This window comes from Stenotrophomonas maltophilia group sp. Smal17 (genome assembly GCF_030237045.1).
Classification (GTDB): domain Bacteria; phylum Pseudomonadota; class Gammaproteobacteria; order Xanthomonadales; family Xanthomonadaceae; genus Stenotrophomonas; species Stenotrophomonas forensis.
Genome location: NZ_JASJSU010000113.1, coordinates 1 through 13,725 on the forward strand (window position 1 = coordinate 1; position 13,725 = coordinate 13,725).

16 protein-coding genes are annotated in these 13,725 nt (G+C 66.8%); 5 read left to right on the top strand and 11 right to left on the bottom strand.

All coding sequences use genetic code 11. From position 1 onward, the window contains the following. Nucleotides 1-251 precede the first annotated feature (251 nt). On the top strand, nucleotides 252-2,144 hold the full coding sequence (gene htpG, locus QRO93_RS19340) for a molecular chaperone HtpG (protein WP_180879868.1): 1,893 nt from the start codon (nucleotides 252-254) through the stop codon (nucleotides 2,142-2,144). A gap of 262 nt (nucleotides 2,145-2,406) precedes the next feature. Here htpG and QRO93_RS19345 read toward each other — a convergent pair whose 3' ends face one another. Continuing rightward, entirely contained in the window at nucleotides 2,407-2,706 is a 300-nt protein-coding gene (locus QRO93_RS19345) for a hypothetical protein (protein ID WP_180879870.1), read from the bottom strand. A gap of 129 nt (nucleotides 2,707-2,835) precedes the next feature. Here QRO93_RS19345 and ftsY point away from each other — a divergent pair, with 129 nt between their 5' ends. The 3 genes from ftsY (at nucleotide 2,836) to QRO93_RS19360 (ending at nucleotide 5,601) form a co-directional block, all read left to right on the top strand. Beyond that, on the top strand, nucleotides 2,836-4,119 hold the full coding sequence (ftsY, locus tag QRO93_RS19350; RefSeq protein WP_053449395.1) for a signal recognition particle-docking protein FtsY: 1,284 nt from the start codon (nucleotides 2,836-2,838) through the stop codon (nucleotides 4,117-4,119). A gap of 82 nt (nucleotides 4,120-4,201) precedes the next feature. Beyond that, nucleotides 4,202-5,326, top strand: a complete 1,125-nt coding sequence (gene mutY, locus QRO93_RS19355) for an A/G-specific adenine glycosylase (RefSeq protein WP_180879872.1) — start codon at nucleotides 4,202-4,204, stop codon at nucleotides 5,324-5,326. A gap of 5 nt (nucleotides 5,327-5,331) precedes the next feature. Then, nucleotides 5,332-5,601, top strand: coding sequence for an oxidative damage protection protein (locus QRO93_RS19360; RefSeq protein ID WP_008268317.1), 270 nt, complete (start codon nucleotides 5,332-5,334; stop codon nucleotides 5,599-5,601). A 73-nt stretch (nucleotides 5,602-5,674) separates the two neighbouring features. Here the strand turns inward: QRO93_RS19360 and QRO93_RS19365 are convergent, their stop codons facing one another. From QRO93_RS19365 to QRO93_RS19410, 10 genes are all read right to left on the bottom strand, one after another. Continuing rightward, nucleotides 5,675-6,133 carry a DUF6491 family protein gene (locus QRO93_RS19365; protein WP_049457522.1) on the bottom strand — a complete coding sequence of 153 codons (459 nt, stop codon included), beginning with the start codon at nucleotides 6,131-6,133 and terminating at the stop codon, nucleotides 5,675-5,677. A gap of 221 nt (nucleotides 6,134-6,354) precedes the next feature. Further along, the gene (gene lolD, locus QRO93_RS19370; protein ID WP_053449393.1) at nucleotides 6,355-7,068 is read right to left on the bottom strand and encodes a lipoprotein-releasing ABC transporter ATP-binding protein LolD; all 714 of its coding nucleotides are present in this window, start codon (nucleotides 7,066-7,068) and stop codon (nucleotides 6,355-6,357) included. Beyond that, on the bottom strand, nucleotides 7,061-8,302 hold the full coding sequence (locus QRO93_RS19375) for a lipoprotein-releasing ABC transporter permease subunit (protein WP_006433034.1): 1,242 nt from the start codon (nucleotides 8,300-8,302) through the stop codon (nucleotides 7,061-7,063). Before QRO93_RS19375 ends, lolD begins: the two co-directional genes overlap by 8 nt. Before the next feature lie 23 nt (nucleotides 8,303-8,325). Continuing rightward, on the bottom strand, nucleotides 8,326-8,775 hold the full coding sequence (locus QRO93_RS19380) for a hypothetical protein (RefSeq protein ID WP_164087923.1): 450 nt from the start codon (nucleotides 8,773-8,775) through the stop codon (nucleotides 8,326-8,328). Further along, the gene (locus QRO93_RS19385) at nucleotides 8,726-8,974 is read right to left on the bottom strand and encodes a succinate dehydrogenase assembly factor 2 (RefSeq protein ID WP_005409080.1); all 249 of its coding nucleotides are present in this window, start codon (nucleotides 8,972-8,974) and stop codon (nucleotides 8,726-8,728) included. Before QRO93_RS19385 ends, QRO93_RS19380 begins: the two co-directional genes overlap by 50 nt. Nucleotides 8,975-9,047: 73 nt before the next feature. Then, nucleotides 9,048-9,833, bottom strand: coding sequence for a succinate dehydrogenase iron-sulfur subunit (locus QRO93_RS19390; protein ID WP_005409079.1), 786 nt, complete (start codon nucleotides 9,831-9,833; stop codon nucleotides 9,048-9,050). A gap of 66 nt (nucleotides 9,834-9,899) precedes the next feature. Next, nucleotides 9,900-11,690 carry a succinate dehydrogenase flavoprotein subunit gene (gene sdhA / locus QRO93_RS19395; RefSeq protein ID WP_053449391.1) on the bottom strand — a complete coding sequence of 597 codons (1,791 nt, stop codon included), beginning with the start codon at nucleotides 11,688-11,690 and terminating at the stop codon, nucleotides 9,900-9,902. A gap of 31 nt (nucleotides 11,691-11,721) precedes the next feature. Continuing rightward, nucleotides 11,722-12,108 (bottom strand): succinate dehydrogenase, hydrophobic membrane anchor protein, encoded by a 387-nt coding sequence (sdhD, locus tag QRO93_RS19400; RefSeq protein ID WP_006432981.1) that lies wholly within the window; start codon nucleotides 12,106-12,108, stop codon nucleotides 11,722-11,724. After that, nucleotides 12,105-12,497, bottom strand: a complete 393-nt coding sequence (sdhC, locus tag QRO93_RS19405; RefSeq protein ID WP_005409076.1) for a succinate dehydrogenase, cytochrome b556 subunit — start codon at nucleotides 12,495-12,497, stop codon at nucleotides 12,105-12,107. The genes sdhD and sdhC overlap by 4 nt, the downstream gene beginning before the upstream one ends. 56 nt (nucleotides 12,498-12,553) lie before the next feature. After that, nucleotides 12,554-12,724, bottom strand: coding sequence for a DUF1674 domain-containing protein (locus QRO93_RS19410; RefSeq protein ID WP_005409075.1), 171 nt, complete (start codon nucleotides 12,722-12,724; stop codon nucleotides 12,554-12,556). Between the two features lie 39 nt (nucleotides 12,725-12,763). On the opposite strand from QRO93_RS19410, the gene QRO93_RS19415 reads away from it, so the two are divergent. After that, nucleotides 12,764-13,639: a folate-binding protein YgfZ gene (locus tag QRO93_RS19415; RefSeq protein ID WP_180879874.1), complete on the top strand. Its 876-nt coding sequence runs from the start codon at nucleotides 12,764-12,766 to the stop codon at nucleotides 13,637-13,639. The last annotated feature ends 86 nt before the right edge of the window (nucleotides 13,640-13,725 follow it).

Here is a 13,725-nt window from a genome sequence, read left to right on the forward strand (position 1 = left end):
GGGCAGGACCGTTGGCGCCATGGATGGCGCCATCGAGCCCCCATGGACGGGTTTACGGCGTGTCCTGTCCACCCACACCGCCCCGCCATCCCACGGAATGCCCGCTGTTGCTTTTGCTATCGCTGTTGCTTCGGCCTCTGCGGGTGCAGGGTGCAACCCTGCCAGACCAACCCCTTGATTTCGGGACAATCAACCATACCCCTTGGCGAGGCCGCACGCGCTGGCGCGGCATTGCACACGGAGCCTTATCGATGACCGAGACCCCCCAGACCGAAACCCTTGGCTTCCAGACCGAAGTCAAGCAGCTGCTGCAGCTGATGATCCACTCGCTGTATTCCAACAAGGAAATCTTCCTCCGCGAGCTGGTCTCCAACGCCGCCGACGCCGCCGACAAGCTGCGCTTCGAGGCCCTGACCCAGCCGGCCCTGCTGGAAGGCGACAGCGAACTGCGCGTGCGCGTCAGCTTCGACCCCGTCGCCCACACCATCACCATCGAAGACAACGGCATCGGCATGAGCCGCGCCGAAGCGATCGCCCACCTCGGCACCATCGCCAAGTCCGGCACCGGTGACTTCCTGCGCCAGCTGTCCGGCGACCAGAAGAAGGATTCGCAGCTGATCGGCCAGTTCGGCGTCGGCTTCTACAGCGCCTTCATCGTTGCCGATGAAGTGGAAGTCACCTCGCGCCGCGCCGGCCTGGCTGCCGGCGAAGGCGTGCGCTGGAGCTCGCGCGGCGAAGGTGACTTCGACGTCGCCACCGTCGACAAGGCCGAGCGCGGCACCCGCATCGTGCTGCACCTGAAGGACGGCGAGCACGATTTCGCCGACGGCTGGCGCCTGCGCGGCATCCTCAAGAAGTATTCGGACCACATCGGCCTGCCGATCCAGATGCCGAAGGAAGGTGGCGAAGAGGGCGCGGCCATCGAATGGGAAACCGTCAACCGCGCCAGCGCGCTGTGGACCCGCCCGCGCACCGAGATCAGCGACGCCGAGTACACCGAGTTCTACAAGCACGTGGCGCACGACCACAGCGACCCGCTGGCGTGGAGCCACAACAAGGTTGAGGGCAAGCTGGAGTACACCTCGCTGCTGTACGTGCCCGGCCGCGCGCCGTTCGACCTGTACCACCGCGATGCGCCCAAGGGCCTGAAGCTGTACGTGCAGCGCGTGTTCGTGATGGACCAGGCCGAGCAGTTCCTGCCGCTGTACCTGCGCTTCATCAAGGGCGTGGTCGATTCCAACGACCTGTCGCTGAACGTCTCGCGCGAGATCCTGCAGTCCGGCCCGGTCATCGATTCGATGAAGGCCGCGCTCACCAAGCGCTCGCTGGACATGCTGGAAAAGCTGGCCGCCGACAAGCCCGAGCAGTACGCCACGTTCTGGAAGGAATTCGGCCAGGTGCTGAAGGAAGGCCCGGCCGAGGACTACAACAACCGCGAGAAGGTGGCCGGCCTGCTGCGCTTCGCCTCCACCCGTGGCGACGGCGACGCGCAGAGCGTGTCGCTGGCCGACTACCTCGGCCGCATGACCGAAGGCCAGGACAAGATCTACTACCTGACCGGCGAGAGCTACAGCCAGGTACGCAACAGCCCGCACCTGGAAGTGTTCCGCAAGAAGGGCGTGGAAGTGCTGCTGCTGACCGACCGCATCGACGAGTGGCTGATGGGCTACCTGACCGATTTCGACGGCAAGGGCTTCGTCGACATCGCCCGTGGCGACCTCGACCTGGGCGCGCTGGAAACCGAAGCGGACAAGCAGGAGCAGGAAGCGGCGGCCAAGGACAAGCAGGGCCTGGTGGAGCGCCTGAAGACGGTGCTGGGCGACGATGTGGCCGAAGTGCGCGTGTCGCATCGCCTGACCGATTCGCCGGCGGTGCTGGCCATCGGCGAACAGGACCTGGGCCTGCAGATGCGCCAGATCCTGGAAGCCAGCGGGCAGAAGGTGCCGGACAGCAAGCCGGTGCTGGAGATCAACCCGGGCCACCCGCTGATCGCCAAGCTGGATGCCGAAGCCGATGGCACGCGCTTCGACGACCTGGGCCGAGTGCTGTTCGACCAGGCCGCACTGGCCGCCGGTGACAGCCTGAAGGACCCGGGCGCCTATGTGGCGCGCCTGAACAAGCTGCTGCTGGAGCTGTCGGCCTGACCGACAGGACGGTCGCCGGGCATGGCCCGGCGCTACCGGGCGCTGGTGGATGCGAACCTTGGTTGGCATTCCTGCTCTGGTAGATGCCAACCTTGGTTGGCGCTCCTGCTCTGGTGGATGCCAACCTTGGTTGGCGTTCCAAAGGCGTGCCAACCAAGGTTGGCACCCACCAACGCGGGTCGAGCGTGCCAACCAAGGTTGGCACCCACCAACGCGGGTCGAGCGTGTCAACCAAGGTTGACACCCACCAAAGCCGATCGCCTCAGGCGTCCCGGTCCAGCAGCGAGCCCAGCATCTGGTCCTGGCGGCGGATCACCGTGGCGTTGGCGGCGAACGCCACCACATCGGCCCGGGCCGCCAGCAGGTCACCCAGCGGCGCGCCGGATGCGGTGCCGGTGGTCGTCACCACAGCCTGCACCCCACCCTGCTCTGCGGCACCACGCTGCCGCTGCAGGCGCTGGGCATCGGGAGTCGCCAGGTTGGCCACGTTGTGCGCGGCCACCTGCACACCCTGCTGGGCCGCGCGCATTCCGCCGAGGGCCATTCCCATCACGTTGTTCATGGCGGTCTCCGGGCCACCCTGCGCAACCCTCCGGACCGGTTAACGGCCGGCAGGCCGCGTCCTTGAGTCCACATCGGCCCGACAGGCCCGAGTGGTAGCATATCCCTCTGATTTCAGCGCCTTTTGCCAATGCTCAGTTTTTTCCGTCGCAAGAAGCCCCAGGACGCCCCCGCAACGGAGGCGCCCAAGACCCAGCACTACTCGGCTGAAGAGCTGGCGGCGGCATTCCCGTCCGCTGCCCCGGTCGAAGAAGCCCCGGCCGCTCCGCTAGCCGCGCCGACGCCTGCACCTGCGCCCGTCGCAGTGCCCGAAGCGCCGGCCGCCGCACCGGCACCGCCGGCTGCGGAACGCGTCATCGCCGCAGAGGACTTCGAAGCCGAAGCCCTGGCCGCTGCTGCCGTGCTCGCGCCGCTGGCGCCGGTCACCCCGGCCGAAGCACCGGCTGCGCCCGCCGCTGATCTGCCGGTGCTGGTCGACGCCGCCCCGGCTCCGGCCGGCAAGCCGGGCTGGCGCGAACGCCTGCGCAACAGCGTCATCGCACGCAGCTTCGGCGGCCTGTTCTCGCGCAACCCCAAGCTCGACGACGACCTGCTGGACGAGCTGGAAACCGCGCTGATCACCGCCGACGTCGGCGTGGGTGCCACCACCGACCTGGTAGAGGGCCTGCGCAAGCGCATGAAGTCGCGCGAATTCGCCGACGCCAATGCGCTGCTGGCCGCGCTGCGCAGCGAACTGATCGCGATCCTGCAGCCGGTGGCCAAGCCGCTGGTGATCGATCGCAACGCCAAGCCCTTCGTGGTGCTCACCGTCGGTGTCAACGGCGTCGGCAAGACCACCACCATCGGCAAGCTGGCCAAACGCTTCAAGGACGACGGCCACAGCCTGATGCTGGCCGCCGGCGATACCTTCCGCGCCGCCGCCGTGGCCCAGCTGCAGGCCTGGGGCGAGCGCAACGGCGTGGCCGTGGTCGCCCAGGGGCAGAACGCCGATGCCGCATCGGTGGCATTCGATGCGCTGCAGGCCGGCAAGGCCCGCGGCACCTCGGTGCTGATCGCCGACACCGCCGGCCGCCTGCACACCCAGTCCGGGCTGATGAACGAACTGGGCAAGATCCGCCGCGTGCTCGGCAAAATCGACCCCACCGCCCCGCACGAAGTGCTGATGGTGATCGATGGCACCACCGGCCAGAACGCGCTGTCGCAGCTGCGCCAGTTCAATGCCGCGGTGAACGTGACCGGCCTGGTGGTGACCAAGCTGGACGGCACCGCCAAGGGCGGCGTGGTGTTCGCGCTGGCCCGCGAGTTCGGCATCCCGATCCGCTTCGCCGGCATCGGCGAGCGCCCGGAAGACCTGCGCGTGTTCGATCCGGAAGCCTTCGTCGACGCCCTGCTGCCTGAAGCGCTGGGCGGCTGATACACCGCGCAGCCACCCGTGGGGTGGCTCTACTGGAACCGGTAGAGCCACTCCAAGGTGGCTGCCCTCCTCCGGAACACCGATGCCACGCCAGCCGCACGCCAGCGCCGACACTGCCCAGCAAGACGGCTTCGTTGCCCGCCTGTTGCACTGGTTCGACGGCCACGGCCGCCACGACCTGCCCTGGCAGCACCCGCGCAGCCCGTACCGGGTCTGGCTGTCGGAGATCATGCTGCAGCAGACCCAGGTGGCCACGGTCATCCCGTATTTCCAGCGGTTCCTGCAGCACTTCCCGACCCTGCCCGACCTTGCCGCGGCCAGCAACGACGCGCTGATGGCGCAGTGGGCCGGGCTCGGCTACTACGCCCGCGCACGCAACCTGCACGCCGCGGCCAAGCGCTGCGTGGAACTGCACGGCGGCGACCTGCCGCGCGATTTCGATGCACTGCACGCGCTGCCCGGCATCGGCCGCAGCACCGCTGGCGCGATCCTCAGCCAGGCCTGGAACGACCCGTTCGCAATCCTCGACGGCAACGTCAAGCGCGTACTCAGCCGCTACCACGGCATCGACGGCTTCCCCGGCCTGCCGGCCATCGAGAAGCAGCTGTGGGCGATCGCCGAGGCACATGTGGCGCAGGTCCCAGCCGGACGCATGGCCGACTACACCCAGGCGCAGATGGACCTGGGCGCGACCGTCTGCAGCCGCGCGAAACCGGCCTGCGTGATCTGCCCGCTGCACGACGACTGCATGGCGCGCCGCGAAAGCCGCACTGCCGAACTGCCCACGCCCAAGCCCGGCAAGACGCTGCCCGAACGCGAAGCAGTGGCGCTGCTGTTGCGCGACGCCCAACAGCGCGTGCTGCTGCAGAAACGGCCGGACACCGGCATCTGGGCGCAGCTGTGGACGCTGCCGCAGGCCGAAGCCGGCAGCATGCTGCAGGACTGGTTCGATGCGCACGTCGACGGCTCACTGGAAGATGCCGAGGAACTGCCGGTGCTGCAGCACACCTTCAGCCACTACAAGCTGCATCTGCAGATACTGTCGCGGCAGGTACACGGGCTGCGCGTGGAGGAACCTACGCTGCGCTGGGTCGCCGCCGACGAACTGCCCGCGCTGGGCCTGCCCGCGCCGATCCGCAAGCTGCTCGATGGCGCCACCATCAAAGCGCCAAAACGAAATTCCAAGAAACCCCGCAACCACGAGTGAGTGCCATGTCCCGAACCGTCTTCTGCCAGTACGAACAACGCGATGCCGAGGGCCTGGACTTCGTGCCCTACCCCGGCGAACTGGGCCAGCGCATCTTCAACAACATCGGCAAGCAAGCCTGGGCGGCTTGGCTGGCGCACCAGACCATGCTGATCAACGAAAACCGCCTTTCGCCCCGCACGCCGGAGCACCGCGCGTTCCTGGAAGGCGAACTGGTCAAGTTCCTGTTCGAGAGGGACGCAGAAAAGCCGGCCGGCTTCACCCCCGAAGCCTGACGGCAAAAGGGGACGGAGGGGATTAAGTCGTTTGTGCCACAAACGACTTAATCCCCTCCGTCCCCTTTTTTGATCATTTGGCCGGGGCGGTTTCCGCCTCGCGCTCCTGCACCTGGGCCTGGCGCAGCTCCTGCTCGGACGCGCGCAATGCCTTGACGTCCAGCTTGCGGATGCTCTTGATGAAGCACGGCATGCGTGGGCCGCCCGTAGGGTCGCGCACCAGCACCTTGTCGAAGCGCGTCGAAACGCGATTCATCTGGCTGGTCAGGCCGATGGCGGTGGCAAACGTCAGGTCCTGGCAGGGGCCGTTCAACTCCAGCAGATAGGCTTCGCTGGGGCGGGTCCATACCGCCAGCGCGCTGTCTCCCAGTTCGGTCCAGCCATTGAGGCTGCCGAAGAACTGCATGTCGTTCTGCGGTGCACCGGCATGCGCACGGTACAGGTCCAGCTTCTCGGCACTGCTGAGCCGGCCGGTGGTCGCACAGGCGGCCAGGGCCAGGCAGAGGCCGGCCATCAGGATCGGGGTCTTCATGGCGATCTCCTCGGGGTACTGTCGCCATCATGCGCCTGCCAGAGTGGCGCCCGTGCGACGACCGGGAGCCCCATTCAGGCGGCGGTCGGCGGTCGACCAAGGTCGACCTCCACCAAGGCAGGCCCAGGACTCCGGAATCCGGTAGTCGCCAACCTTGGTTGGCGCTTGCCCCGCAGGAGCAGCCGACCAAGGTCGGCTTCCACCCAAGCGGGACCAGCGGCTCAGACGTCAGCGTGGGCCAATGCGTGCAGCCGCCCTTCGCGCAGTTCCAGCACCCGATCAAGGCGACGCGCCAGGCTGCGGTCGTGGGTGACCAGCACCAGGCTGGTGTGGCGGGCGCGGTTGAGTTCCAGCATCAGCTCGAACACGGTGCCTGCGGTGCGGTCATCCAGGTTGCCGGTCGGCTCGTCGCCAAGCACGCAGGCCGGGTGGTTGACCAGTGCACGCGCCACGGCGGCACGCTGGCGTTCGCCACCGGACAGCTCGCCCGGCTTGTGGTCCAGGCGATGGCCGAGCCCCACCGCCTCCAGCAGGGCCGTTGCCCGGCTGGACGCCTCGGCCACGGCGGTACCGGCCAGCAGTACCGGCATCATCACGTTTTCCAGCGCGGTGAATTCCGGCAGCAGGTGATGGAACTGATAGACAAAGCCCAGCGCCTGGTTGCGCAGCAGGCCGCGCGCGGTATCCGACAGCGCCGACATGCGCTGGCCGGTCACATAGACTTCGCCGGCGGTTGGAACATCCAACCCACCCAGCAGGTGCAGCAGCGTGCTCTTGCCGGCGCCGGACGCACCGATGATCGCCACCGTCTCGCCAGCGGTCACGGTCAGGTCCAGGCCATCGAACACCGGGGTCTGCATGCGCCCTTCGGCGTAGGTCTTGCCCAGTGCTTCGGCGCGGATCACTTCATCGCCGCGGTTGAAGACCTTATTCATAGCGCAGGGCCTCCGCCGGCTGGGTGCGTGCTGCCCGCCAGGCGGGATACAGGGTGGCCAGGAAGCTCATCAGCAGCGCGACCACGGTGATCGCCACCACGTCGCCGGTCTGCATGTCGGTCGGCAGGCCGGTGATGTAGTACACGTCCTCAGGCATCAGCTTGACGTTGAACACCGCCTCGATGGCACCGAGGATGCGTTCGAGGTTGAGGGTCAGGGTGATGCCGCCGATCAGCCCGGCCAGGGTGCCGAAGATGCCGATCAGCGAACCCTGCACCATGAACACCTGCATCACCCCGCCCGGGGTAAGGCCGAGGGTGCGCAGGATCGCGATATCGGCCTGCTTGTCGGTGACCAGCATCACCTGCGAGGACACCAGGTTGAACGCACCCATCGCGATGATCAGCGACAGCAGGATGCCCATCACCACCTTCTCCATGCGCAGCGAGTGGTAGAGGTTGGCATTCTGCTGGGTCCAGTCACTCACGCGGTAGGCGCCACCGAGGCTCTGCGCCAGGTCCACGCCCACCTCCAGCGAGCGGTCCATGTCGTGCAGCTTCAGCCGCACGCCGGTGGCACCGTCACTGCGCAGCACGCGCTCCAGGTCCTGCATGTTAGCGAAGCCGACGCCACGATCGACCTCGTTATAGCCGGCTTCGAAGATGCCGCTGACGGTGAAACGCTTCATCCGCGGCACTGCGCCGGCAGGCGTGCCCTGCACTTCGGCGAAGGTCACCAGTACCTGGTCGCCGACGTCCACGCCCAGCCAGATCGCCAGCTCCTTGCCCAGCAGCAGGTTGAAGCTGCCCGGCTTGAGGCTGTCATAGCTGCCCTTGGTGACCTTCTTGTCGATCACCGATACCTTCGGCTCCAGCGCCGGATCGATGCCCTGGATGATCGCGCCCTGTACGCGCGGGCCGCTGATCATCGACTGGATCTCGATGTACGGCGCGGCACCCGCCACGCGCGGATCCTTGCTGGCGATGTCGACCACACGCATCCAGTCCGGCATCGGCTCGCCGTCGCGGCTGATGGTGGTGTGCGCGGTCATCTGCAGCAGGCGGCTGCGGATTTCCTTCTGGAAACCGCTCATCACGGCCAGGGTAGTGATCAGCACCGTGACGCCGAGCGCGATGCCCAGGATCGATGCCATCGAGATGAAGGAGATGAAGCCGTTGCGGCGCTTGGCGCGCAGATAGCGCAGGCCGATCGCCACGGGGATGGGTTTGAACATGCAGGCACGCCAGTCAATTCAGCTTATGGTGCCATCGTACGCGGCCGACGGGAAACGGCACGTGCGGCCACGGCCAGTCGCAGTTCACGTCGCTGCCCGGAATCGAGCACATCCGGCCAGAACAACAGGTGCCGGCGGCGTCGGCCCTCACGCCAGGACAACAACAGCCAGGCACCACGCACCACCAGCCGTGGCACCTCGATGTCCTGCCCGGCCACCTGCAGCGGCTCGGGAAGCGGCGGCAGCCGCACCTGCAGGCGCGGCCTGCGCAGCCGCCAGGCCAGCTCGGCCAGGCCAAGGCCCCAGGCCAGCAACACAGCAGGGATCAGCAGGCGCGGTGGCAGCTCCGAGGCGCGCAGCAGCCAGGGCGCGGCCAGCAGCACCGCCAGCTGGGCGGCGGCCTGCAGCCGCGAGGGACGCCACTCAAGGCTTGAGGGCGAGGATCTTCTGCATGAGAGGGATCGCGTGCGCATGCGGGCAGGCCTCATAGCCCATGAACCAGCGCCACAACTTATCGTCCTCGCAATCGAGCAGGAACAGGAAAACCTCGCGCTCTTCGGTCGGCGCAGTGCTCCATTCGTGGTCCAGGTAACGGCCGAACAACTGGTCCAGTTCGCGCATGCCGCGGCGGCAACGCCAGCGCAGCTTCTTCAGCAGAACATCTTCTTCCATCGTGCTTCTCCAGATACAGCAAAGCCACGCATGGCGTGGCTCTGCTGGGGTCATGCAACTACCCGGCGCCGTATCAGGCGCGGCGTTCCATCATCAGCTTCTTGATCTCGGCGATCGCCAGCGCCGGGTTCAGGCCCTTCGGGCAGGTCCGGGCGCAGTTCATGATGGTGTGGCAGCGGTACAGCTTGAACGGATCTTCCAGATCGTCCAGGCGCGCACCGGTGTCCTCATCGCGCGAGTCGATGATCCAGCGGTAGGCCTGCAGCAGGATCGCCGGGCCCAGGTAGCGCTCGCCGTTCCACCAGTAGCTCGGGCAACTGGTCGAGCAGCAGGCGCACAGGATGCACTCGTACAGGCCATCCAGCTTCTTGCGGTCTTCCGGCGACTGCAGGCGCTCACGGTCCGGCGGTGCCGGGGTCTGGGTGCGGATCCACGGCTTGATCGAGGCGTACTGCGCGTAGAAGTGGGTCAGGTCCGGAACCAGGTCCTTGACCACGTTCATGTGCGGCAGCGGATAGATCGGCACTTCCTTCTTGCCGCAGTCCGAGATGGCTCGGGTGCAGGCCAGGGTGTTGGTGCCGTCGATGTTCATCGCGCACGAGCCACAGATACCTTCGCGGCAGGAGCGGCGGAAGGTCAGGGTCGGGTCGATCTCGTTCTTGATCTTGATCAGGGCGTCCAGGACCATCGGGCCACAGGCGTCCAGATCCACTTCATAGGTATCGGTGCGCGGGTTGCTGTCGTCGTCCGGACTCCAGCGGTAGATCTTGAAGGTGCGCACGTTCTTGCCGCCGTTCTTGACGGGGAAGTGCTTGCCCTTCGTGATCTTGGAATTCTTGGGGAGTGAAAACTCGGCCATGGCTGCTCTCGTTGGCTCAGGCGGCCCGCGCCCGTGGGCGCGGATTGCATGGTAGGCGGGGTCGGATCAGTACACGCGCGGCTTCGGCGGCACTACGGACACGTCGTCGGTCAACGTGTACATGTGCACCGGACGGTAGTCGAAGCTGCACTTGCCCTTCTCGTCGACGCTGACCAGGGTGTGCTTCTGCCAGTTGACGTCGTCGCGGTCCGGGAAGTCCTCGTGCGCATGCGCGCCGCGGCTTTCCTTGCGCTGTTCGGCCGAGTTGATCGTCGCCACCGCGTTGAGCAGCAGGTTGTTCAGCTCGTAGGTCTCGATCAGGTCCGAGTTCCACACCAGCGAACGGTCGGAGACCTTCACGTCCTGGAACGAGTCGAAGATCTTGTCCATCTTCTCGCAGCCTTCCTTCAGCGTCTGGCTGGTGCGGAAGACGGCCGCGTCGGCCTGCATGGTGCGCTGCATGCGATCGCGGATGACCGAGGTCGGGGTATCGCCGTTGGCGTGGCGCAGCTTGTCCAGCAGGCCCAGCGCCTTGTCGCAGGCATCGGCCGGCAGCGGCTTGTGCGATGCGCCCGGCTTGATGGTCTCGGCGCAGCGGTTGGCCACCGCACGACCGAACACCACCAGGTCCAGCAGCGAGTTCGAGCCCAGGCGGTTGGCGCCATGCACGGACACGCAGGCCGCTTCGCCGATGGCGTACAGGCCCGGCACCACCGCATCGGGGTTGTCGCCGACCTTGCGCACGACTTCGCCGTGGTAGTTGGTCGGGATGCCGCCCATGTTGTAGTGCACGGTCGGGATGACCGGGATCGGCTGCTTGTGCACGTCGACGCCGGCGAAGATGCGGGCGCTCTCGGCAATACCCGGCAGCTTCTCGTCGATCACGCCCGGGCCGAGGTGGGTCAGGTCGAGCAGGATGTGGTCCTTGTGCTCACCGACGCCGCGGCCTTCGCGGATCTCGATGGTCATCGAACGGCTGACCACGTCGCGCGAGGCCAGGTCCTTGTAGTGCGGTGCGTAACGCTCCATGAAGCGCTCGCCGCTGCTGTTGCGCAGGATGCCGCCTTCACCGCGGACACCCTCGGTGATCAGGCAGCCGGCGCCGTAGATGCCGGTCGGATGGAACTGCACGAACTCCATGTCCTGCATGGCGATGCCGGCACGCATGGCCAGGCCGCCACCGTCGCCGGTGCAGGTGTGCGCCGAGGTGGCGCTGAAGTAGGCACGGCCGTAACCGCCGGTGGCCAGCACCACGCCCTGGGCGCGGAACAGGTGCAGGGTGCCGTCGGACATGTCCAGGGCCAGCACACCGCGGCAGGCGCCTTCTTCATCGAAGATCAGGTCGAGCGCGAAGTACTCGATCATGAAGCGCGCGTCGTGCTTCAGCGACTGCTGGTACAGGGTGTGCAGCATCGCGTGGCCGGTACGGTCGGCCGCCGCGCAGGTACGCTGCGCCGCCGGGCCTTCGCCGTACTTGGTGGTCATGCCACCGAACGGACGCTGGTAGATCTTGCCTTCGGCGGTGCGCGAGAACGGCACACCGTAGTGTTCGAGCTCGATGATGGCCGGGATGGCCTCACGGCACATGTATTCGATGGCGTCCTGGTCGCCCAGCCAGTCCGAACCCTTGATGGTGTCGAAGAAGTGGTAGCGCCAGTCGTCCTCGCCCATGTTGGCGAGTGCGGCCGAAATACCGCCCTGGGCGGCAACGGTGTGCGAACGGGTCGGGAAGACCTTGGTCAGGCACACGGTCTGCAGGCCCTTGGCGGCCAGGCCGAACGTGGCGCGCAGGCCGGCGCCGCCGGCGCCGACCACGACCATGTCGTACTTGTGTTCGGTGATCTTGTAAGCGGACATCTAATCTGGATTCCTGTGTTGGTGCCTGGGCTCAGGCAACGCCGAGGGCGATGCGGCCCACCGCAAACACACTGACGATCATGCCGAGCACGGCGACGAACTTCACCGCGGTCTGCAGCACCAGGGCCAGCAGCGATTCGTGGATGTAATCTTCCAGCACGACCTGCATGCCGAGCTGCGCGTGCCAGAACATGGCGATCAGCAGGCCAATCAGCGGCACGGCATTCCACGGCTTGGCCACGGCGGCGGCGGCGGTCGCGTAGTCCGAACCCAGCAGGCTCAGCACGAAGACCAGGAACCAGATGCCCAGCACCACCAGGGCGGCGGCGGTCAGGCGCTGGTGCACGAAGTGTTCGGTGCCGGTCTTGGCCGAACCAAGGCCGCGCACGCTCTTCAACGGGGTACGGAACCTGCTCACGCGGCACCTCCGAACATCACATAGGCCCACACCAGCAGGGTGATCACCAGGCTGCCGGTGACCGACAGCCAGCTGCTGCGGATGAATGCGGGAATGCTGAAGCCGATGGCGAAGTCCTGCACCACATGGCGGATGCCATTGCACAGGTGATAGGCGAACGACCATGTCCACGCGAACAGGAACACGCGGCCATACCAGGCCCCGGCATGGCCGGTGAAGCAGTTCCAGGACTCGGGCCCCATCATCAGGGCCAGCAGGCCGGCGGCGATGATGAGGGCACCAACAGACAGAAAGACGCCAGTGGCTCGATGCAGGATCGAGGTGGCCATCTGAATCTGCCAGCGATACACCTGAAGGTGCGGGGAAAGTGGGCGTTGTCTGGTCGCCATTCGCTGGGCTCGTTGTCTCGGCTGGGCGGCACACGGCCGCGTTGGCTCAATGCTGATCAGAAATCGATGCAGCGTCCGTTTTTCTCCCAATCGCCGTACCGCACCGGATCAAGTCCGCCGCGGCCGCCGAATTCCTCTGCTTTTTCCTGTTCCACGGGCACGGGTGCCGCGGGGACCAGCGGGGCTTCAGATTCGTCGTCGGGAGTGGGGGTTGTTTGGCCTATCATGTTCGGTCTCGCAACGCACAAATTTTAGACCTCGTTCACGTGCCTGACAACCTGCCCCCTGCTTTCGTCGGATATCCGCGCCTTCCCGGACACCAGCTGCTGAGCCTGCAGGGTGTCGATGCGGCCGTTTTCGCCCACGCCCAGTTCAGCAGCGATGTCACTGCCCTGCCCCTGCTGCACTGGCAGTGGAGTGCCTGGCTGAGTGCCAAGGGCCGCACCCTGGCGGTGTTCCAGCTGCTTCGGCTGGCCGAAGACCATGTGATGCTGGTGCTGGCCGACGGCGATGCCGATGCGATTGCGTCGCAACTGCAGCGCTTCGTGTTCCGCCGCAAGGTGAAGGTGCTGGTGCGCAGCGACCTTGCGGTGGCCGGCGCCTTCACCGCGCCCGAGGCCGCCAGTGGCGCCGCCATTGCGCACGCCGAAGGTGACGGCTGGGAACTGGACCTGGGCAGCGATGCCCTGCCGCGCACCCTGCGCATCGGCGCTACCGACGCCTTCGCCGCCGGCAGCGAGGCCGATGAGGTGGCCTTCGCCCTGGCCTGGCGCCAGGCCGACCTGCGCTACGGCCTGGCCCGGCTTGAGGAAAGCCAGCGCGAGGTGTGGACTCCGCAGCAACTGGGGCTGGATCGCCTGAACGGCTACAGCGTGAAGAAGGGCTGCTACCCGGGCCAGGAGATCGTCGCCCGCACCCACTTCCTCGGCAAGGCCAAGCGCGCGGTGCAGCTGCTGCATACCGCGGCGCCGGCGCAGGCCGGTGATGGCGTGCAGCAGGACGGCGCTACGCTGGGCACGATCGCCAGCGTAGCCGGTGACCTGGCGCTGGCGGTGTTGCCGTTGGAGGCCAGTGACGCCGATCTGCAGGTCGGCGATGCCGTCGCGCAGCGCATGCCGTTGCTGGACGGATTGGCGCGCTGAATCCACCCGACGCTTCGGTGGGTGCGGACCGTTGGTCCGCACGCCTTCGGCGAATGAATGGTAGTGCCGGCCGCTGGCCGGCACTA